The sequence below is a fragment of the Actibacterium naphthalenivorans genome (assembly GCF_014196965.1).
In the GTDB taxonomy this organism is placed as follows: Bacteria; Pseudomonadota; Alphaproteobacteria; order Rhodobacterales; family Rhodobacteraceae; genus Actibacterium_A; species Actibacterium_A naphthalenivorans.
Map to the genome: position 1 here is coordinate 1,214,827 of NZ_JACIEQ010000001.1, position 19,560 is coordinate 1,234,386.

17 protein-coding genes are annotated in these 19,560 nt (G+C 64.8%); 8 read left to right on the forward strand and 9 right to left on the reverse strand.

The genetic code is table 11. From position 1 onward, the window contains the following. Positions 1-48: 48 nt before the first annotated feature. From gpmI to GGR17_RS06070, 4 genes are read left to right on the forward strand one after another with little or no spacing between them, the layout of a single operon-like run. Positions 49-1,569, forward strand: coding sequence for a 2,3-bisphosphoglycerate-independent phosphoglycerate mutase (gene gpmI, locus GGR17_RS06055; protein WP_054537703.1), 1,521 nt, complete (start codon positions 49-51; stop codon positions 1,567-1,569). After that, the gene (locus GGR17_RS06060; RefSeq protein WP_054537702.1) at positions 1,566-2,705 is read left to right on the forward strand and encodes a murein hydrolase activator EnvC family protein; all 1,140 of its coding nucleotides are present in this window, start codon (positions 1,566-1,568) and stop codon (positions 2,703-2,705) included. The genes gpmI and GGR17_RS06060 overlap by 4 nt, the downstream gene beginning before the upstream one ends. Before the next feature lie 6 nt (positions 2,706-2,711). Next, positions 2,712-4,049 (forward strand): S41 family peptidase, encoded by a 1,338-nt coding sequence (locus GGR17_RS06065; RefSeq protein WP_054537701.1) that lies wholly within the window; start codon positions 2,712-2,714, stop codon positions 4,047-4,049. A 37-nt stretch (positions 4,050-4,086) separates the two neighbouring features. Then, positions 4,087-4,581, forward strand: coding sequence for an RNA pyrophosphohydrolase (locus GGR17_RS06070; RefSeq protein WP_054537700.1), 495 nt, complete (start codon positions 4,087-4,089; stop codon positions 4,579-4,581). Positions 4,582-4,708: 127 nt separating this feature from the next. Here the strand turns inward: GGR17_RS06070 and GGR17_RS06075 are convergent, their stop codons facing one another. The 3 genes from GGR17_RS06075 to dapE all read right to left on the reverse strand — a co-directional run bounded on the left by GGR17_RS06075 (position 4,709) and on the right by dapE (position 9,556). Next, positions 4,709-6,019, reverse strand: a complete 1,311-nt coding sequence (locus GGR17_RS06075) for a lytic murein transglycosylase (RefSeq protein ID WP_054537699.1) — start codon at positions 6,017-6,019, stop codon at positions 4,709-4,711. Positions 6,020-6,106: 87 nt separating this feature from the next. Next, complete coding sequence (rnr, locus tag GGR17_RS06080) at positions 6,107-8,362, reverse strand: ribonuclease R (protein WP_054537698.1); 2,256 nt, start codon at positions 8,360-8,362, stop codon at positions 6,107-6,109. Positions 8,363-8,416: 54 nt separating this feature from the next. Further along, positions 8,417-9,556 carry a succinyl-diaminopimelate desuccinylase gene (gene dapE, locus GGR17_RS06085; RefSeq protein ID WP_054537697.1) on the reverse strand — a complete coding sequence of 380 codons (1,140 nt, stop codon included), beginning with the start codon at positions 9,554-9,556 and terminating at the stop codon, positions 8,417-8,419. 281 nt (positions 9,557-9,837) lie between these two features. Between dapE and GGR17_RS06090 the strand changes: the two genes are divergently transcribed. From GGR17_RS06090 to GGR17_RS06100, 3 genes are read left to right on the forward strand one after another with little or no spacing between them, the layout of a single operon-like run. Next, positions 9,838-11,436 (forward strand): Hint domain-containing protein, encoded by a 1,599-nt coding sequence (locus GGR17_RS06090; protein ID WP_054537696.1) that lies wholly within the window; start codon positions 9,838-9,840, stop codon positions 11,434-11,436. Beyond that, on the forward strand, positions 11,433-12,530 hold the full coding sequence (locus GGR17_RS06095; protein WP_054537695.1) for a Hint domain-containing protein: 1,098 nt from the start codon (positions 11,433-11,435) through the stop codon (positions 12,528-12,530). The genes GGR17_RS06090 and GGR17_RS06095 overlap by 4 nt, the downstream gene beginning before the upstream one ends. Before the next feature lie 51 nt (positions 12,531-12,581). Further along, the gene (locus GGR17_RS06100; protein ID WP_054540270.1) at positions 12,582-13,634 is read left to right on the forward strand and encodes a transporter substrate-binding domain-containing protein; all 1,053 of its coding nucleotides are present in this window, start codon (positions 12,582-12,584) and stop codon (positions 13,632-13,634) included. On the opposite strand, the gene GGR17_RS06105 is transcribed toward GGR17_RS06100, so the two are convergent. The 3 genes from GGR17_RS06105 to dapD are packed head-to-tail and all read right to left on the reverse strand — an operon-like array spanning position 13,631 to position 15,623. After that, entirely contained in the window at positions 13,631-13,972 is a 342-nt protein-coding gene (locus tag GGR17_RS06105; RefSeq protein ID WP_052071142.1) for a hypothetical protein, read from the reverse strand. The two genes, GGR17_RS06100 and GGR17_RS06105, sit on opposite strands and share 4 nt — an antisense overlap. Before the next feature lie 58 nt (positions 13,973-14,030). Then, complete coding sequence (locus GGR17_RS06110; protein ID WP_054537694.1) at positions 14,031-14,735, reverse strand: DUF421 domain-containing protein; 705 nt, start codon at positions 14,733-14,735, stop codon at positions 14,031-14,033. A gap of 60 nt (positions 14,736-14,795) precedes the next feature. After that, on the reverse strand, positions 14,796-15,623 hold the full coding sequence (gene dapD, locus GGR17_RS06115; RefSeq protein ID WP_037203531.1) for a 2,3,4,5-tetrahydropyridine-2,6-dicarboxylate N-succinyltransferase: 828 nt from the start codon (positions 15,621-15,623) through the stop codon (positions 14,796-14,798). Between the two features lie 86 nt (positions 15,624-15,709). Here dapD and GGR17_RS06120 point away from each other — a divergent pair, with 86 nt between their 5' ends. Further along, positions 15,710-16,522, forward strand: a complete 813-nt coding sequence (locus tag GGR17_RS06120) for an LOG family protein (protein WP_037203532.1) — start codon at positions 15,710-15,712, stop codon at positions 16,520-16,522. A gap of 86 nt (positions 16,523-16,608) precedes the next feature. Here GGR17_RS06120 and rlmN read toward each other — a convergent pair whose 3' ends face one another. From rlmN to serB, 3 genes are all read right to left on the reverse strand, one after another. Continuing rightward, positions 16,609-17,778 carry a 23S rRNA (adenine(2503)-C(2))-methyltransferase RlmN gene (gene rlmN / locus GGR17_RS06125; protein ID WP_054537693.1) on the reverse strand — a complete coding sequence of 390 codons (1,170 nt, stop codon included), beginning with the start codon at positions 17,776-17,778 and terminating at the stop codon, positions 16,609-16,611. Between the two features lie 72 nt (positions 17,779-17,850). Next, the gene (locus GGR17_RS06130) at positions 17,851-18,384 is read right to left on the reverse strand and encodes an invasion associated locus B family protein (RefSeq protein WP_054537692.1); all 534 of its coding nucleotides are present in this window, start codon (positions 18,382-18,384) and stop codon (positions 17,851-17,853) included. A 190-nt stretch (positions 18,385-18,574) separates the two neighbouring features. After that, positions 18,575-19,453: a phosphoserine phosphatase SerB gene (gene serB / locus GGR17_RS06135; protein ID WP_054537691.1), complete on the reverse strand. Its 879-nt coding sequence runs from the start codon at positions 19,451-19,453 to the stop codon at positions 18,575-18,577. Positions 19,454-19,560: the final 107 nt, after the last annotated feature.

Consider the following 19,560-nt stretch of genomic DNA (forward strand, 5'->3'; position numbering starts at 1 on the left):
GCGGTGCCGGGCCGTAGAACTGTGGCAAATTTCCAGAGGGCGCCTTTCATGACCACTCCGAAACCTGTCGTTCTGTGCATCCTCGATGGCTGGGGCAAACGTGAAGAGACGGCGGCCAACGCCCCGGCCCTGGCCGACACCCCCAACTTTGATCGCATCATGGCCACCTGCCCCAATGCCTCGCTGGTGACCCACGGGCCGGATGTGGGCCTGCCCACCGGTCAGATGGGCAATTCGGAGGTCGGGCATACCAATATCGGTGCGGGCCGGGTGGTGGCGATGGATCTGGGCCAGATCGACCTTGCGATCGAGGATCGCTCGTTCTTCGAAAACCCGGCGCTGCTGGCGTTCATCGAAAAGGTCAAGGCCGCCGGCGGCACCGCGCATCTGATGGGGGTGGTATCGGATGGCGGCGTTCATGGCCATATCTCCCATATGCTGGCTGCGGCCGAGGCGATCACCGAAGCCGGGGTGCCGGTGGCCATCCATGCCATCACCGACGGGCGCGACGTGGCACCGAAATCGGCCGACAGCTTCATCCCGCAGCTTGTTTCGCGCCTGCACTACGGCGAATCAATCGCCACGGTGATCGGCCGCTATTACGCCATGGACCGCGACAACCGCTGGGAACGGGTGCGCGCCGCCTATGAGGCGATGATCCACGGTCAGGGCTATATCGCGCCTGATGCCGCATCCGCCGTTGCCCAGGCCTATGCCGATGACAAGTTCGATGAGTTCATCCCCGCCACGGTGATCGAAGGCTATGAAGGTGTGAAGGACGGCGACGGTTTCTTCTGCCTGAACTTCCGCGCGGACCGCGCCCGCGAAATCATGCGCGCCATCGGCGAGCCGGGCTTCGCCGAGTTCGACACAGGCACCCGGCCCAGGCTTTCGGCGCTGTTGGGCATGGTCGAATATTCCGATGGCCACAACGCCTATATGACCACCGCCTATCCCAAGCGGGAGATCGTGAACACGCTGGGCTCCTGGGTGGCACAGCACGGGCGGACCCAGTTCCGCCTGGCCGAAACCGAGAAATACCCCCATGTCACCTTCTTTCTGAATGGCGGCAAGGAAACGCCCGAACAAGGCGAAGACCGATTCATGCCGCAATCGCCCAAGGTCGCCACCTATGACCTGCAGCCAGAGATGTCGGCGGCGGAGGTCACCGACAAGTTCGTCGAGGCGATCGAGAAGGGCTATGACCTGATCGTGGTGAACTACGCCAACCCCGATATGGTCGGCCATACCGGCGATCTGGGCGCCGCGATCCGCGCCTGCGCGGCAGTGGATCAGGGCCTCGGCCGCGCATTGCAGGCGCTGGAGGCCGCGGGCGGCGCCATGATCGTGACCGCCGACCACGGCAATTGCGAGATGATGGTGGACCCTGAAACCGGCGGGCCGCATACCGCGCACACGCTCAACCCGGTGCCTGTCATCCTCGTCGGCGGGCCGGCGGGCGCGCAACTGCGGCAGGGCCGGCTGTCGGATCTTGCGCCAACGCTGCTGCAACTGATGGGCCTCGAGAAACCGGCCGAGATGACCGGCGAAAGCCTGATCACGGAATGATCCGGCGGGCCGGCCTGATCCTTTGTCTTTTGTCGGGGCTTTGCGCCACGGCCGCATCGGCCGCGACCGACCCGGTGCTGACCGCGCGGCGGGCGGCCCAGATGCTGGATCAGGCCGCGCTGGCGCTGCAACAGGCCGATGGCGCGCATGACAGGGTCGCCGCGCTGACCCGGACGATCAGCGCCTATGAGGAAGGGCTGGTCGCGATTCGCGAAGGGCTGCGCCGCGCGGCGATCCGCGAACAGGCGATCCGGCTGGAATTCGATGCCCGCCGCGAAGAGGTTTCGCGCCTGATCGGCGTGCTGCAGACGATGCAGCGCGACCCTGAAACGCTGCTGTTGCTGCACCCCTCCGGCCCGGTCGGCACCGCGCGCGCCGGCATGATGCTGAGCGAGGTCACCCCGGCCATCCAGGCCCGCGCCGAAGAACTGCGCGCCACGCTCGAGGAGCTGACCCTGCTGCGCGCCCTTCAGGAAAGCGCGGCCGGCACGCTGGCGGCCGGTCTTTCCGGCGCCCAGGCCGCGCGCACCCGGCTGTCTCAGGCGATTTCCGAACGCACCGACCTGCCCCGCCGTTTCGCCGCCGAGCCGGAAAAGCTGCGCCAGCTTCTGGAAAGCAGCGACACGCTGGAAAGCTTCGCCAGCGGGCTGACCAGCCTGCAAGGCGATGCCACGCGCCCCGCCACCGCCGGGTTCGACGCCGCGCGCGGGGCGCTGCCGCTGCCGGTGCAGGGCACCCTTCTGCGCCGCTATGACGAAGCCGACGCCGCCGGCATCCGCCGCCCCGGCCTGTTGATCGCCACCCGCCCGCTGGCGCTGGTGACAACGCCGGCACCGGCCACCATCCGCTATCGCGGCCCGTTGCTGGACTACGGAAACGTGATGATCCTTGAGCCTGCGGGCGACACTCTTCTGGTGCTTGCGGGGCTTTCTCAGGTTTATGGTGAGGTCGGCGAGGTTCTGCCCGCGGGCGCGCCGGTGGGGCTGATGGGCGGCGCCGACCCCAAAGTCAGCGCCTTTCTTGAAAATGTCGCGGAAGGTGGTGGTAGCGACCGTTCAGAAACGCTTTATATTGAGCTAAGACAGGGCAATGCGCCCGTGGACCCGGCACAGTGGTTCAGACTGACAAAGGAATAGAACCCGATGAAGAAATTCGTGATGGCCGCACTGGGCGGTACGCTGGCAGGCGCGGTGCTGACCACACAGATCGCCGGTCCGCTGATCGCGCAGCAGGCCGACCAGCAGACATCGGTCTATGAGCAGCTGGATCTTTTCGGCGACATCTTCGAACGCATTCGCGCGCAATATGTCGAAGAGGTGGACAGCGCCGACCTGATCGAGGCCGCCATCAACGGCATGCTCACCTCTCTCGACCCGCATTCCAGCTATCTGCCGCCGAAGGATTTCGACGACATGCAGGTTCAGACCCGCGGGGAATTCGGCGGGCTGGGCATCGAGGTGACGCAGGAAGAGGGCTTTGTCAAAGTCGTCTCCCCGATCGACGGCACCCCGGCCGACGAGGCCGGCATCGAGGCCGGCGATTTCATCACCCATGTCGATGGCGAAAGCGTGCTGGGCCTGAACCTCGACCAAGCGGTGGAGCTGATGCGCGGGCCGGTCGGGTCGGAGATCGTGATCACCATTGTCCGCGAAGGCATCGACGAGCCGTTCGACGTGACCATCACCCGCGATACGATCAAGCTGACGGCCGTCCGCTCGCGCCTGGTGGGCAGCACGATCGTTCTGCGGGTCACGACTTTCAACGACCAGACCTATCCCAACCTGAAGGACGAATTCGAGAAATCGGTGGAGGAGCTGGGCGGGCTGGCCAATGTCAACGGTGTCGTGCTTGATCTGCGCAACAATCCCGGCGGGCTTCTGACCCAGGCGATCAAGGTGTCGGACGCCTTCCTGAACGCGGGCGAGATCGTATCGACGCGCGGCCGCAACCCGGCCGACAGCGACCGCTATAACGCAACCGACGGCGACCTGACCGATGGCACGCCGATGGTGGTGCTGATCAACGGCGGCTCCGCCTCGGCCTCCGAGATCGTGGCGGGCGCCCTGCAGGATCACCGCCGCGCCATCGTGGTGGGCACCAAGAGCTTCGGCAAAGGCTCGGTTCAGACGGTGATGCCGCTGCGCGGAAGCGGCGCGATGCGCCTGACCACCGCGCGGTATTACACACCCTCCGGCCGGTCGATCCAGGCGCTTGGCGTATCGCCCGATATCGTCGTGCCGCAGCCGCCGCGCGTGCCCGCCGAGACCGAGGAAACCGATGCGGCCGGCCCCCGCACCCGGTCAGAGGCCGATCTGCGCGGCAGCCTGACCAACGACTCGATGACCGAGGATGAGCGCAAGCAGGCCGAAGAAGAGCAGGCAAGGGCCGCCGAGGCCGCCAAGCTGCGCGAAGAGGATTATCAGCTGGCTTATGCGGTCGATATCCTCAAGGGCCTGTCGGCCCTCGAATCCTCCAAGTAAGGGAGCGGGCCGGCCTGGTGCCGGCCCTTTCGCACGAATGACGCCCGAACAGATCGCCGCTTTGCCCTATCGCCCCTGCGTGGGCGTGATGCTGATGAATGCCGATGGCCGGATTTTCGTCGGCCAGCGCAAGGATTCCGAGGTTGCCGCCTGGCAGATGCCCCAGGGCGGCATCGACAAGGGCGAAGCACCCGAGGCCGCTGCCCTGCGCGAGCTGTGGGAAGAGACCGGCGTGACCGCCGATCTGGTGGAGGTCGTCGGCCAGACCGGCGACTGGGTGACCTATGACCTGCCGGATGAGCTGGTCGGCAAGGTCTGGAAGGGGAAGTATCGCGGGCAGAAGCAGCTTTGGTTCCTGCTGCGCTTTCTGGGCTCTGATGACCAGATCGACATCGAAACCGAGCATCCGGAGTTTTCCGAATGGGCCTGGCTGCCCGCCGACCAGCTTGTGGCCAATATCGTGCCCTTCAAGCGCGAGGTCTATGCGCAGGTGGTGGCGGAGCTGGGGCCGCAGATCGCGGGCCGGGGCTGACCGGGCGCGCGCCCTTCCGCCAATGGACGGAAGGGATGCCCGCGCCGGTTCACTTTCTTGCCTCCGGCGGGGATATTTTCGCGAAAAAGAAGAGCAAGGGCTGGCGGGTGCCGTGGTTCGGGTGCGCTCAGCCGCCTTTCAGCAGTTTCAGCAGCTCTTGCGACGGGTAGCCATCCTGCGTCACGCCGCGCGATTTCTGGAAGCTGCGGATCGCGTTGATCGTGTTGGGGCCGATGATGCCGTCCACCTTGTCATCCAGAAATCCCGCGCGGGTCAGGCGGCGCTGCATCTCCTGCTTTTCGGCAAAGGACAGCGGCTTGTAGCCCCGCGGCCAGCTTGCCTGGATCGGCGGGCCGCCCTTCAGCCGGTCCGACAGGTGGCCCACGCCGATGACATAGGCGTCGGCGACATTGTAGCGTTCGATCACGCTGAAGTTCTTGAATATCATGAAGGCCGCGCCCTGCGACCCGGCCGGCAGCAGGATCGAGGCCGCGCCGTAGTCGGGCACTGGCCTGCCGTCGATTCCGCGCACGCCAAGCCCCGCCCATTCGGAGGGGGATTTCAGGATCTTGCGGCTGGCCAGGCCATAGTTGAAGCCGCGCGGCAGCACCACCTCGACCCCCCAGGGCTGCCCCGTGACCCAGCCATGGCGCGCCAGATAGGCCGCGGTGGAGGCCAGCGCGTCAGACGGATCATCGGACCAGACATCGCGCCGGCCATCGCCGGTGAAATCCACCGCATAGGCCAGATAGCTGGAGGGGATGAACTGCGTATGCCCCATCGCGCCGGCCCAGGAGCCGGTCATCCGGCTGGCCGGCACGTCGCCCGATTGAAGGATTTTCAGCGCGTCGATCAATTGCGCCTCGAAGAAGGCACCGCGCCGGCCGTCATAGGCCAGCGTGGCCAGCGCCTCGATCGTCGGGATGGTGCCGCGATGGCTGCCATAGGCGCTTTCCAAGCCCCAGACGGCGGCGACCACCTCTTTCTCCACCCCGTATTTCGCTTCGATCGCCCGCAGCACGCGTCCATGATCGCGCAGCGCCGCCTTGCCGTTCTCGACCCGCACGGGCGAGGCCGCGCTATCGAGGTAATCCCAGATCTGCTTGGTATATTCGCTCTGGTTGCGGTCTTTCTGGATCACATCGGTGTTGTATTTCACCCCCCGCAGCGCCGCGTCGAAGACCTGTGGCGTGATGCCCTTGGCCCGCGCACGCGCGGCGAACCCGTCGATCCAGTGCCGGAACCCGATGTTGGATGTCGAGACCTGTGCCAGATCCTGCTTCTCGGCCCGGGCCGGGCGCGCCGCCGGAATGGCGGATGCGGCCGCGCCCGGCCGCAGCACCGGTTGCGGCGCCTGTTCCATCTGCGGCCCCGCGAGAGCGGCGCCCCCCAAAAGCGTTGCCCCGACCAGACCGGCCGTTCTTGCCCAGCGTTTCATTGATGACCCTGCTTGCCTGATTTTATTTGCATCGAGTGTAGCGTGACCGGGCAGAGTCGCAAAGCGGGCATCAGGGCATTGCGCGGTTCAGCGCCGTTTGCGCGCCACCTTGCGCTTGGCCTTGGCCGCCTTTTTCTGCGCGCTGGCCGGTTTGCGCCGGACAGGTCTGCCCGTGGATCTGGACGGGCCGCGCGGCAGGGTTTTTCCGTCGATCGACAGCAGTTCCAGCATCAGCCCGCCGGTCACCGGCACGGCCTCTGCCAGACGCACGGTCACGGGCTGGCCGATGCCGATGACAAGGCCGCTGTCGGCGCCCATCAACGTCTGCGCCTCACGGTCATGATGGAAGTATTCATTGCCAAGCTCGCGGATCGGCACCAGCCCATCGGCGCCGGTTTCATCCAGCTTCACGAAGACACCGAAACGGGCGATGCCCGAAATGCGGCCGGTGAATTCATTGCCCACGCGTTCCGACAGGTAGGCGGCCAGATAGCGATCGGTCGTGTCACGCTCTGCCGCCATTGAACGGCGTTCGGTATCCGAGATATGGGTTGCGGTTTCTTCCAGCCGGTCGATGTCTTCGGGGCTGAGTCCGTCATCGCCCCAGCCATGGGCGAGGATCAGCGCACGATGCACGATCAGGTCCGAATAGCGCCGGATCGGCGAGGTGAAATGCGCATAGCTGCGCAGGGCCAGCCCGAAATGGCCAAAGTTTTCGGGGTTGTAATAGGCCTGTGTCATGGAGCGCAGGGTGGACAGGTTGATCAGTTCGGAAAACTCGGTGCCCATCGCCGCGTCGAGCAGCTGATTGAGATGCCGGGTCTGCAGCACCTGCCCCTTGGCCAGGGTGAAGCCGGAGGCCGCCGCCACATCGCGCAGCGCGTCGAGCTTTTCGGGCGAGGGCTCTTCATGCACCCGGAACAGCAGCGGGCGGCGCATCTTGGTCAGTTCTTCTGCGGCCGAGACATTGGCGAGGATCATGAATTCCTCGATCAGCCGGTGCGCGTCATAGCGATCACGGAACCGGACCGACGCCACCTTGCCATCCTCGCTCAGCTCGATCCGCCGTTCGGGCAGGTCCAGATCCAGAGGCTGACGCGCGTGGCGGGCCCTGGTCGCGGCGGTATAGGCGGCATAGAGCGGCTTCAGAACATCGTTCAGGAGCGGTTCGGTCTTGTCGTTGGGCGCGCCGTCGATGGCGGCCTGCACCTCTTCGTAGTTCAGCGACGCGGCAGAGCGCATCAGCCCGCGCGTGAACCGGTGGCCGATCTTGTTGCCCGCCATGTCCAGCTTCATGCGCACCGCGATACAGGCGCGCGGCACGCCTTCGTGCAGCGAACACAGATCGCCCGACAGACGGTCGGGCAGCATCGGCACGACACGGTCCGGGAAATAGGTGGAGTTGCCGCGCTTGCGCGCCTCGCGGTCCAGCGCCGATCCGGGCGTCACGTAGCAGGCGACATCGGCGATCGCGACCCAGACAATATGCCCGCCTTCGTTCTTCGGATCGTCATCGGGCTCGGCGAAGACCGCGTCGTCATGATCGCGCGCGTCGGCCGGGTCGATGGTGATCAGCGGCAGGTCGCGCAGATCCTCGCGCTTGCCCAGACCTGCGGGTTTGGCGCGGTCGGCCTCGGCGATCACGTCATCGGGAAAATCGTCGGGGATGCCGTGCTGATGGATCGCGATCAGCGATACCGCCTTCGGCGCGCCGGGGTCGCCCAGCCGCGTCACGATGCGGGCACGGGGCAGGCCCATGCGGGCACGCGGCCCGGTCTGCTCGGCCTCGACCAGCTCGCCGTCCTTCGCGCCATGGGTGGCGCCGGCGGGCACCAGCCATTCCTTGTCGGCGCCCTTGTCGATGGGCTTGATCCGCCCGCCTTCGGTTTCCTTGCGGAAGATGCCCAGAATGCGGTGCGGATTGGCGCCGATCCGGCGAATCAGCCGGGCCTCGTATTGATGATCCTCGCCCTTCACCTCTGTCAGGCGGCCAAGGATACGGTCGCCGCCGCCCAGCGCCGGATCGGCGTTGCGCGCAACGAACAGCACCTTCGGCTCGGGCCCGTCACCTTGCCATTCCAGCGGCCGGGCGAACAGATCGCCATCGGGCGTCGGCTCCAGGATCTGCAGCACCGACACCGGCGGAAGCTTGTCCGGGTCGCGATAGGTCTTGCGCCGTTTTTCCAGATTTCCCTCTTGCTCCAGCTCTTTCAGGATCCGCTTGAGATCGATCCGGTCGGAGCCTTTGATACCGAAGGCCTTGGCAATTTCGCGCTTGGAGGTCTGGCCGGGATTGTCAGCAATCCAGGCGAGGATCTCGGCTTTGTCTGGGATCCGTGTCATATGTTTGAGGTAGCATTTACCAACGCCCCCGTCATGCGCAAAACGCGGCGCCCCTCAGGCAAAATAGTCGCTCAGGATGCGGCTGTAGATCCGCTTCAACGCCTCGATATGCGCGATCTCCACCCGCTCGTCGACCTGGTGCATCGTCTTGCCCACCAGCCCGAATTCGACCACCGGGCAATGGTCCTTCACGAACCGCGCGTCCGAGGTGCCGCCAGAGGTGGACAGCACCGGGGTTACATTCGTTTCGGTGCGCACAGCGGCGGAAACAAGCTCTGAGAACGCGCCGGGCGGGGTCAGAAAGCTTTCGCCCGAAACTTTGGTCGTCATGGTGATTTTCGCGCCCGAGCTCTCGGCCACCCGCGCCGCCTCTTCCTGGAGCCAGGCGATCAGGCTGGCGGAGCTGTGGGCATCGTTGAAGCGGATGTTCACCGTCGCCCGGCATTCGGCCGGGATGACGTTGGTGGCGGGGTTTCCGGTGTCGATCGTGGTGATCGCCAGGGTGGAGGCATCGAAATGCTCGGTGCCTTCGTCCAGCGTGTGGGCCGCCAGCCGGGCCATCAGCCGCGCCATCGCCGGCAGCGGGTTCAGGGCGCGGTCGGGATAGGCGGAATGGCCCTGCACGCCCTTCACGGTGAAAAACGCGGTCATAGAGCCGCGACGGCCGATCTTCATCATCTCGCCCATCCGCTCGGGGCAGGTCGGTTCGCCCACCAGGCAGGCGCTCATCTGCTCGCCCTGCGCCTTCATCCAGTCCAGAAGCGCCACGGTGCCGTCCTGCGCGTCGCCCTCCTCATCGCCGGTGATGGCCAGGATGATGGCACCATCGGGCGGGGTTTCGCTGACATAATCGATGGCGGCGGCGGCAAAGGCGGCAACGCCCGATTTCATGTCGGTCGCCCCCCGGCCCCACAGAAACCCGTCTTTCTGTTCCGCACCGAACGGGTCCACGCTCCACGCCGAGGCATCGCCCACCGGCACCACATCCGTATGGCCGTTGAAGCCGAAGGTGCGCGCGTGGCCTTTCGCCCCCCAGCGGGCAAACAGGTTCGGCACCCCGCCCCGATCGACCCGGACACAGGTAAACCCGGCGGCGCCGAGGCGATCCTGCAAAAGCTGCAGCGCCCCGCCTTCCAGCGGCGTGACAGAGGGGCAGCGGATCAGCGCGGCGGTCAATGCGACGGGATCGGTCAAGCTCGGCTCCTTACAGGGTCGGGCCACCGATAAACCGGCGCGCGCGACGGTGCAATGTTGCAACAGGGAAACATTTTCGCTGAACGACGGAACAACATGGAATCAATGAGTTAACAAGACGGCGAAAATCGGGCAGTCTCACATTCAATAATGAAACCCAGAGGCAGGGTTACGGGCCAGATAAAAAAGCGGCCCGATCGAGCGGAACTAAAGTGCTGCCGGATCTGTGCGAACAGGTCCGCGTTGCTGTCCGCCCTGTCGACTGAAGGCAGGAGAGTGGCGTGGTCGCAGCATCGGAACTGACCTACAACCTGAACGCCAGCGCCGCCCAGATGGCGGATGAGATTTTCGGCGAGGGCGTCACCGTTGTCTCGGCCAGCTATACGGGCGATGCGCGCTCGTCGGGCACCTTTTCCGATGGTGATACGATCTCGCCCGGCGTCACGCCGGGGGATTCCGGCGTTATCCTCTCCACCGGACGGGCCGACAGCTTTACCAACAGCAGCGGCGGCGGCTGGTGGAGCCAGAGCCAGGCGAACAACAGCACCAACACGTCAACCAACACTTCGGGCGTGAACAATGACGCCGCGTTCAACGCCGCCGTGGGCAGCAGCACCTATGACGCGGCCATCCTGGATGTCGATTTCGTTCCGACCGGCGACACGATGACCATGCAGTTCGTTTTCAGTTCGGAGGAGTACCCCGAATACACCAACACGATCTACAACGACGCCGTGGTGGTCTGGGTGAACGGTCAGGCCGTCCCGCTGGAGGTTGGCGGAGGCGACACAAGCGTCGGCGGCATCAACGACACCAACAACGTCAACCTCTACAACGATAACACGAACGACGCCTACAACACCGAGATGGACGGGTTCACGGTGACGATGACCCTGACCATGAAGGTGAACCCCGGGCAGGTGAATTCGATCCGGATCGGCATCGCCGACGTGGGCGATTCCAGCTATGATTCCAACCTTCTGATCGCGGGCGACAGCGTCCAGACGGCTGTCATCGCCAATACCGATACGCTCTCGCTCAACCCCGACGGTTCCAAGACACTGGATGTTCTGGCCAACGACACCGATTCCAGCGGCTCCGGCCTGACCATCACTCATATCAACGGGGTTCCCGTCGCCGCCGGCGACAGTGTCGCGCTGAACACCGGGCAGGTCGTCACGCTGAACGCGGATGGCACGTTCGACGTTCAGGCCGATTCCGACATCGAGAAAGTGTCCTTCACCTACACCGCCGAAAACGGTCTTGGCGTGTCGGATACCGGGTTCGTCACCGTCGATTCCGTGCCCTGTTTCGTGGCGGGCACGCTGATCCGCACCCAAGAGGGCGATGTGCCGGTAGAGGATCTGGTGCCCGGCGACATGGTTCTGACGGCGGATGACGGGTATCAGCCGATCCGCTGGGCCGGCCGGCGGCGTGTGGCGGCGGTGGGGCCGATGGCGCCGATCCGCATTCAGGCGCAAACCTTCGGCCGGCACGATGCCCTGCTTGTCTCGCCACAGCACCGGGTGCTGGTCCGCGACAGCCTGGCCGAGCTTCTGTTCGGCGAGAGCGAGGTTCTGGTGGCCGCCAAGAACCTCGTCAACGACGCGACCGTCCGCGTCCAGGAAGGCGGGATCGTGGATTATGTCCACCTGCTGTTCGACCGGCATCAGATCATCTATTCGGAGGGGCTCGCCACCGAAAGCTTCCTTCCGGGATCGCAGACCGTGATGTCTTTCGAGCGCGAGATCGTGCAGGAAATCTGTGCGATTTTCCCCGAGATAGACCCTGAAACCGGTGCCGGATACAGCCCCGCCGCCCGGCGCACCCTGCGTGCCTACGAAGCGCGGGTTCTGCTGGATCTGGGGCTGGCCGCATGACCTGGATCGCGGTGGAAGACCCCGGACAGGCGCCGGAGAGCGCCGCCCCCCCGCGCGCGCCGCGTGAAAGACCCGCGCCGCGCCGCGCCGCCGGCGACGTTCTGGCAAAGGGCTCGCTCTACATCGAGGCCAGCCTGGGCCGGGACCGCCGCAAGGAACAATCGCTGTTCGTTCTGCACCGCCGCGCCGGCATCAAAAGCCATGTCTCCGTCCAGCTCGGCGCGAACGGCACGGTGGTGTTCGGGCGCCGCCTTGGACGCGCGCGGCTTCAGGTCGTTCTGAACACCGACAGCGCCCAGCTTGAAGGTGTGGTCCGGCTGACGGTGTCCTGGGATACCGCCGCCCGCCGCGGGCTGCTGTCGGTGGAAAACGTCGCGCTGGGAACGCTGGTGCAAAAGGATTTCGCCGATCCGCTGCCGCTGTTGCATTCCGACATCGCGCGGCTGAACGCGCGCGGCGATGATGTGTCTTTCGCGCCCGCCCTGCGCTGCGTCAGCCTTTCGGACCGGCTGGAGCCGGTGGGGATCAGCCCCAGCTTTGCCGCGGGCACCCCCCTGCGCACGCCGCGCGGCTATCGGCCGGTCGAAGACCTGTGCCCCGGCGATACGGTTCTGACAACGGACGGTCATGAGAAAACAGTGTGCTGGGTGGGCGCCCGGGAAGTGCCCGCGCGCGGCCGTTTCCGCCCGATCCGGCTGCATGCGCCCTATTTCGGGTTGCTGCGCGATGTGGTCGTGGCGCCCGAACAGCGGCTGGCCCTGCGCGGATCAGAGGTGGAATATCTGTTCGGCGAGGAAGCCGTGCTGGTCGAGGCGCATGAACTGCTCAACAGCGCCTTCGCGGCGGCCGAACCGGCCGGACCCACCATCCGCTATCATCAGGTCCTGCTGGACCGGCACGAGCTTCTGGATGTGGCCGGTGCCGGGCTGGAAAGCCTGTTTGTTGGACATTTGCGTGACATGCCGGACGTTCTGGCGACAACGGTTCTGGGTAACGTAGCGCCGGAACAGCTTCCGCGGCACAAGAAACTGGCCTATCCCGCGCTGCGCGACTATGAGGCGGTGACGCTGCGCGCGGCGTTGCTGAACCGGTGATCCGGCCCGCCGGGCCATCCATCGGATGAACAGACTATTGGAATGCACTTGATGCTCAGAACGATGGCCGTGCTGGCCGTGCTCTTTCAACTGGCGGCAGGCCTTGCCTCGGCGCAGACCCTGACGGTCGCCACCGTCGAACGCCCGCCCTTCTCAACCCGGGATCAAGACACCCAGTCGGGGTTCAGCATAGAGCTGTGGCGCGCGGTGGCAAAGGAGATCGGCCAGGACTTCCGGGTCGTGCGCCTGAACAGTTTCCCCGAAATGCTGGGCATGGTCGAACGCATGGAGGCCGATATCGCGGTGGCCAATATCTCGATCACCGCAGAGCGCGAACAGGTGCTGGATTTCAGCCACGCGATCTTCCAGAGCGGGCTGCAGATCATGGTGCCCAAAGGCGCCGAGACAAGCGTGATCTGGAGCGCGCTCTTGTCACGCGATCTTCTGTTCGCGGCCGGCATCGCCTTTCTGATGCTGTTCGGCGGCGGCATGCTGATGTGGCGGCTGGAACGCGGCGCGCAGCCCTATTTCGACAAGAGCGCGAGCGAGGCCATGTTCCCCTCTTTCTGGTGGGCGCTGAACCTCGTGGTCAACGGCGGCTTCGAAGAACGGGTGCCGCGCACCTTTTTCGGGCGGATTTTCGGAGTGATCCTGGTGGTGTCGAGCCTGTTCATCGTCTCGATCTTCGTGGCGAAGATCACCGCTGTTCTGACGGTGGACGCGATTCAGGGTTCGGTGAATTCGGTCAACGATCTGTACGGCCGCGAGGTGGCAACCATCGGCGGTTCGACCTCGGCCGGGTTCCTCGAGGAACGCCAGCTCGATTTCCGCGAATACCCCGATCTGCAGACGCTTCTCGCCGCGTTCGAGGATGGCAGCGCCGAAGCTGTCGTGTTCGACGCGCCGATCCTGGCCTATTACGCGTCGCATGACGGGCGCGACAAGGCGCAGTTGGTCGGCTCGGCCTTCCGGCGCGAAAGCTACGGCTTTGCCCTGCCCTCCGGCAGCCCGCTGCTGGAGCCGATCAACCGCAGCCTTCTGAAACTTCGTGAAGACGGCGCCTATGACCGGCTGCATCGCAAGTATTTCGGCGCGCTCGACTAATCCGCCGACTGCTCGCCATCAAAGAACGGCGTCATCTGCGCCACGATCACCGCGTTTTCCGCAAGCGCGCGAGCCATCAGCGCCTCTTCATCCGGGTCAAGCGTGTGGCCCTGCGCCCGGCGCTCCTCGGCGGTACCATAGCCGGTGACGTCCAGCGGGGCGAGATCGGCCTGTTTCAGCACCGCCACGGTTTCGCGCACCGCCTCCGCCTCGTCCACGCCCGAGGCAAAGCACATCAGCGCCGCGCCGGTCGCGCCCTTGGGCAGGCCGTCACCCTCCTTGCGGCCGAGCTGCACCACAAGGGTATAGACCTGCTGAGGGCGTTTGGGCTTTTCCATTGCGATCGCTCCTTGCTTTGGCGTTCCGTTCGCATCCCCGCGCAATCTTCGCAACCCCCTAGCTGCGTGGCGGTTTCGGGTCACACCAGATATCGTGTTCGCAATAGGGGCAATGCAGATCGCCGGGCAGCTCCGGCCCCGCGCAGACCGCCCCGCAATTCATGCAGCACACACGTTCGGCGGCCCGAGGGCGGGGCAGCCGTGCGGGCGGTGACAGTTCCAGCGGCGGAACGATCCGAAGGCCGGGGTGCGGCTGATCATACCGAAAGATGCTGAGCCGGCCGCCGGGTTCGAAATAGGCAGCCTCGACCTCGCCCAGGTTGCGCACACCCTCGCGCCGCAGAACCGAGAACACCTCGGCCGCGCCCATGTCGAAGCGGCCGGTTTCGCGATGCAGGACACGGCCAGACTGAACGATCTGCACCGGCCCACCGTCAAGAAGCTGCTTGGCCGGCGTGAAACGGATGATCGCCTGGTCAATGATCTTGTTGATCAGAACGACGACCGTGATGACGGCCAGCGCATGAAGCAACGGCACATCCGGATAGAAGGGCGCATCCCCCACCGCAGAGCCAAGCGCGATGACCAGCAGGAACTCCACCATCGAAAGCTGGGCCACGCTCCGCCCGCCGATCCAGCGCAGCAGGATCAGGGTGTAGAAATAGACGATGAGCGTCCGGCACAGGATTTCGAGGAAAAACAAAGGCGGCGCATCGCCCAGAAACATCCGGGCGAGATCGAATGGTACGATCGGATCTTGCATGGCGGGACTCCCGAGTGGCGCCTTTCAATGCGCGAAAGGCCACTCAGGTTCCCCGCCGCATCAATCCCGCAGCAGTTCGTTGATACCGGTCTTCGAGCGGGTCTTTTCATCCACCCGTTTCACGATCACCGCGCAATAGAGGTTCACACCGTTCTTCGACGGCATGGAGCCCGCCACGACCACCGAATAGGGCGGCACCTCGCCATACATCACTTCGCCTGTCTCGCGGTCCACGATCTTGGTCGACTGGCCGATGAACACGCCCATGCCCAGCACCGAACCCTCGCGCACGATCACGCCCTCGACCACCTCGGAGCGGGCACCGATGAAACAGTTGTCCTCGATGATCGTGGGACCGGCCTGCATCGGCTCCAGCACGCCGCCGATGCCGACGCCGCCCGACAGATGCACGCCCTTGCCGATCTGCGCGCAGGATCCGACCGTGGCCCAGGTATCCACCATCGTGCCTTCGTCCACATAGGCGCCCAGGTTCACGAAAGAGGGCATCAGCACCACGCCCGGCGCGATGAAGGCCGACTTGCGGACGATGCAGTTGGGCACCGCGCGAAACCCGGCGGCCTTCCACTGGTTGTCGCCCCAACCCTTGAACTTGCTGTCCACCTTGTCCCACCAGGCGCCGCCCTGCGGGCCGCCGTCCTGCTGTTCCATGTCTTTCAGACGGAAGCCCAGAAGCACGGCCTTTTTGGCCCACTGGTTCACATGCCACGTGCCATCCGCCTGCTTTTCGGCCACGCGCAGCGTGCCGCTGTCCAGCGCGTTCAGCGTATCCTCGATCGCCTCGCGCGCCGTACCGGTGGTGGCCGGCGTGATCTGGTCGCGGGCGTCCCAGGCGGCTTCGATCGCGGCTTCAAGCTGGGCGTTGGACATCGGGTTCCTCCAAAACGTGACTGGTCTCGTTGCGCCTGAGCCTATAAACGCTGCGGGACGAGGGCGCAATGCAACGGGAGACGGCGATGAAAGACGAAGGCGAACGGGTTTTTCCGGATGCGCATCAGGATGTCGAAACCGCGCGCGAAATCCCCGATACGCCGCAGACGCGGGCGCCCGCCTATCGCCTCGCCTTTACTGATGACGATTTTCTGTGCCGCGACGAATTGCGGCCGGTGCGGCTGCAGCTCGAGCTGATGAAGCCCGAACTCCTGATGCAGGAATACGGGATCGACAGCACTGTCGTTCTGTTCGGCGGCGCGCGCATTCCCGAACCGGCCCGCAAAGACACTGCCCGCACTCAGGCTCTGGCCGAGCTGTCGAAATATTACGCCCAGGCGCGCGAATTTGCCCGGCTGATCACCCTGACAAGCCAGAAAAACGGCGGGCGCGAGAATGTGATCGTCACCGGCGGCGGCCCCGGCGTGATGGAGGCCGGCAACCGTGGTGCGGCCGATGCGGGCGGCGTGTCGATCGGCCTGAACATCGTTCTGCCGCGCGAACAGCAGCCGAACGCCTATGTCACGCCGGATCTTTGCTTCAATTTCCACTATTTCGGCATTCGCAAGATGCATTTCCTGATGCGCGCCAATGCGGTGACGATGTTCCCCGGCGGCTTCGGTACAATGGACGAAATGTTCGAGGCGCTGACCCTGATCCAGACCAAACGGATGAAGCCTGTGCCCTTTCTGCTGTTCGGGCGCGCCTTCTGGGAGAAGGTCATCAATTTCGAGGCCTTGGCCGAGGCCGGCACGATTTCCGAAGAAGATCTGAACCTGTTCCGCTATGTCGAGACGGCGGAAGAGGCTGTCGAGATCATCGAGGCCTGGAAGCACTGAAGGCCGCAGCAACGTAACAGGCACCGAGCGGCGCAGCTTGGGGGTGACAACATGCTCTACCCTGCCGCGGCGGGGTAGAGAGTGGCTTAAAGCCCGGCCTCGGCCTGAATTTCCGCCCGGCTTTTGCGGGCGCGTTCAGTGGCCGATTTCAGCTGTCCGCAGGCGGCCATGATATCTTCGCCGCGCGGCGTGCGAATGGGCGAGGCATAGCCGGCCTTGTAGATGATATCCGCAAAGGCGCGAATCCGCGCCTCGTCCGACCGCTGATAGGGCGCACCGGGCCATTCGTTGAAGGGAATCAGGTTGATCTTCGCCGGGATGCCTTCGATCAGCTTCACCAGCCGCCGCGCATCGGCGTCGCTGTCGTTCACGCCCTTCAGCATCACATACTCAAACGTGATCCGCTCGGAGTTCGAGAGTTTCGGATAGGCCCGCAGCGCGTCGAGCAATGCGGCGATGTTCCACTTCTTGTTGATCGGCACGAGCTTGTCGCGCACCTCGTCGGTGGTGGCGTGGAACGAGACCGCCAGCAAACAGCCGATCTCTTCGGCGGTGCGTGCAATCTCCGGCACCACACCGGAGGTCGACAGGGTGATCCGGCGCCGGCTCAGCGAAATCCCCTCGGGGTCCATCGCGATCTTCATCGCATCACGCACGGAGGTGAAATTGTACAGCGGCTCGCCCATGCCCATCAGCACGATGTTCGACAACAGCCGGGTCTCGTCCTTCGGAGCGCGGCCGATTTCCGGCCATTCGCCCAGATCGTCGCGCGCCAGCATGATCTGGCCGACGATCTCTCCGGCGGTCAGGTTGCGCACCAGCTTCTGGGTGCCGGTGTGGCAGAACGAACAGGTCAGCGTGCACCCCACCTGAGACGAGACACATAGCGTGCCGCGCCCTTCCTCGGGGATGTAAACGGTTTCGACCTCATGCCCGCCGGCGATGCGCACCAGATATTTCCGCGTGCCATCGGAGGAGACGTGCCGCGATACGACCTCGGGCAGCTCGATCACGAAGCGTTCGGCCAGCGTGGCGCGATAGTCCTTGGCGAGGTTCGTCATCACATCGAACTCGCGCACGCCCTTTTGATAGATCCACTGCCAGACCTGCCCGGCCCGCATTTTCGCCTGTTTCTCCGGCGTGCCGGCCTCGATCAGCGCATCGCGCAACTGATCGCGCGTCAGGCCGACAAGGTTCACCTTGCCGCCCTCGGGCTGCTTGCGGGGGATGGTTACGACATCCTGTGTGATGGTCATGGCGCGCGTCTCCGTCGATCAAGTCGCGCTTCATACAGGATTCGGCCGCTCAGTTAAACAACCTTGCGCGGATCATCCGCCACAGTATTTCTGCGCCGCTTCCGAAGCCGCCGTGAACCCGAGAAGCGAGAAGGTATCCTTGGTGATCGTGCCACGCGACGACCGGCCCGTTACAACCGCATCCACCCCGTTCTTCAATGCATCGAGAATCCGCGTGTCATCCTCGGGCAGGGCGAAGGCATATTCGCCATCGGTAAACATCTCGAATTTCTTGTCGCCGATCTCGACGGTCACGAAAGACTCCGGCGCGAACGGATACCCGCCCAGGAACGAGACCTGCCCCAGCACCTTGTCCTTGGGCCGGTAAGTCACGAACAACAGGATGTCACCGCGCCGCACCGCCTTGATGCGGCCGTTCGCATCGGTGTTGACCGTTTCCTTGGGCACCGCCACGCCCCAGCAATCCACCGGCGCCGCCGCCGGCTCGGCGAATACGTTCCAATCGGTCATCACCGCCACACGGTTGGTGGATTCCTGCGCCTGCGCCCCAAGTGCCGCAAATGCCATCGCCGCCGCGACAACCCCGAATTTCGCCCTGAATGTCATGTCGTATACAGCCTCCAGCTGCCCTTGCCTCTGCGCCCGCCAATCCCGCCGTTGCCCGGACCTTTTCGAGTGGCGCGCCGATAGTCTACCCGATATGCGCAGAGTAACGTAAAACCGCCGGTTTATTAAAGCCCCCCCGGCAGAAAATCGCGCAGCCGTGAATCAGGGGGGCCGGCCTGATTGTCAGCACCTAAGGTGCCACGAACGCATCGCGGCTATAGCCCTGCACATACAGCAGCGCGGTCAGATCACCGAAATTGATCCGCACATCGCATTGCGCGGCGACCGACGGCTTGGCATGCAGCGCCACGCCCACCCCCGCCAGCCCCAGCATGCCCAGATCGTTGGCGCCATCGCCCACGGCCATCACATCCGCCGCCGTGATGCCGATACGCGCCGAGATCTCCCGCAGCGCGGCCACTTTCGCATCGCGGCCCAGAATCGGTTCGGCAACACGCCCGGTCAGCTTTCCGTCTTCGATCAACAGGGTGTTGGCGCGGTTCTCGTCAAAGCCCAGCGTCTTTGCCACACGGGCGGCAAAGGCGGTGAACCCGCCCGAGACCAGAACCGCATAGCCGCCATTCGCCTTCATCGTCGCCACCAGCTCCGCGCCGCCGGGCGTATAGGTGATGCGCGTGTTCAGAACGGTGTCTATCACGCCCGCGTCGAGCCCCTGCAAAAGCCCGACCCGCTCTTTCAGCGCGCCTTCGAAATCAAGCTCGCCATTCATCGCGCGGGCGGTGATCTCGGCCACACGCGGGCCGATACCGGCAACGGCGGCCAGTTCGTCGATACATTCCTGCCGGATCATGGTGCTGTCCATATCGGCGATCAGCATCGCCTTGCGCCGCCCCTGAGCCGGTTGCACCACAAGATCGACGCCCAGCTTCTGCAGATCGTCCCACACGGCCCACAGGTTGCCGGGCCGCGAGGGCAGCGCGAATTCGGCGGCGATGCCCGGAGCAAGCCATTTCAACGCGCCGCCGCCCCAGGCGCCGCGCAGCGCCTCTGCCGTTGCAGGCTCCAGATTGCCGGTTTCGGGATTGGTCACAAGGGTGGCGATGAACATGGGCAGTTTCCGATAGTGAACAGGCATGTCGCTTTTCAGCGCTCAGGCGGCGCAATAGCGCAGCTTTCCCTCTTGCGCCAGTGGCCCGACGGACGTATCTGCATCCG

Excerpts from the sequence above, each read along its gene's own strand:
- gpmI (WP_054537703.1), top strand. The coding sequence starts at position 49 with ATGACCACTCCGAAACCTGTCGTTCTGTGCATCCTCGATGGCTGGGGC.
- GGR17_RS06060 (WP_054537702.1), top strand. The coding sequence starts at position 1,566 with ATGATCCGGCGGGCCGGCCTGATCCTTTGTCTTTTGTCGGGGCTTTGC.
- GGR17_RS06065 (WP_054537701.1), top strand. The coding sequence starts at position 2,712 with ATGAAGAAATTCGTGATGGCCGCACTGGGCGGTACGCTGGCAGGCGCG.
- GGR17_RS06070 (WP_054537700.1), top strand. The coding sequence starts at position 4,087 with ATGACGCCCGAACAGATCGCCGCTTTGCCCTATCGCCCCTGCGTGGGC.
- GGR17_RS06075 (WP_054537699.1), bottom strand. The coding sequence starts at position 6,019 with ATGAAACGCTGGGCAAGAACGGCCGGTCTGGTCGGGGCAACGCTTTTG.
- rnr (WP_054537698.1), bottom strand. The coding sequence starts at position 8,362 with ATGACACGGATCCCAGACAAAGCCGAGATCCTCGCCTGGATTGCTGAC.
- GGR17_RS06095 (WP_054537695.1), top strand. The coding sequence starts at position 11,433 with ATGACCTGGATCGCGGTGGAAGACCCCGGACAGGCGCCGGAGAGCGCC.
- GGR17_RS06100 (WP_054540270.1), top strand. The coding sequence starts at position 12,582 with ATGCTCAGAACGATGGCCGTGCTGGCCGTGCTCTTTCAACTGGCGGCA.
- GGR17_RS06105 (WP_052071142.1), bottom strand. The coding sequence starts at position 13,972 with ATGGAAAAGCCCAAACGCCCTCAGCAGGTCTATACCCTTGTGGTGCAG.
- GGR17_RS06110 (WP_054537694.1), bottom strand. The coding sequence starts at position 14,735 with ATGCAAGATCCGATCGTACCATTCGATCTCGCCCGGATGTTTCTGGGC.
- dapD (WP_037203531.1), bottom strand. The coding sequence starts at position 15,623 with ATGTCCAACGCCCAGCTTGAAGCCGCGATCGAAGCCGCCTGGGACGCC.
- GGR17_RS06120 (WP_037203532.1), top strand. The coding sequence starts at position 15,710 with ATGAAAGACGAAGGCGAACGGGTTTTTCCGGATGCGCATCAGGATGTC.
- rlmN (WP_054537693.1), bottom strand. The coding sequence starts at position 17,778 with ATGACCATCACACAGGATGTCGTAACCATCCCCCGCAAGCAGCCCGAG.
- GGR17_RS06130 (WP_054537692.1), bottom strand. The coding sequence starts at position 18,384 with ATGACATTCAGGGCGAAATTCGGGGTTGTCGCGGCGGCGATGGCATTT.
- serB (WP_054537691.1), bottom strand. The coding sequence starts at position 19,453 with ATGTTCATCGCCACCCTTGTGACCAATCCCGAAACCGGCAATCTGGAG.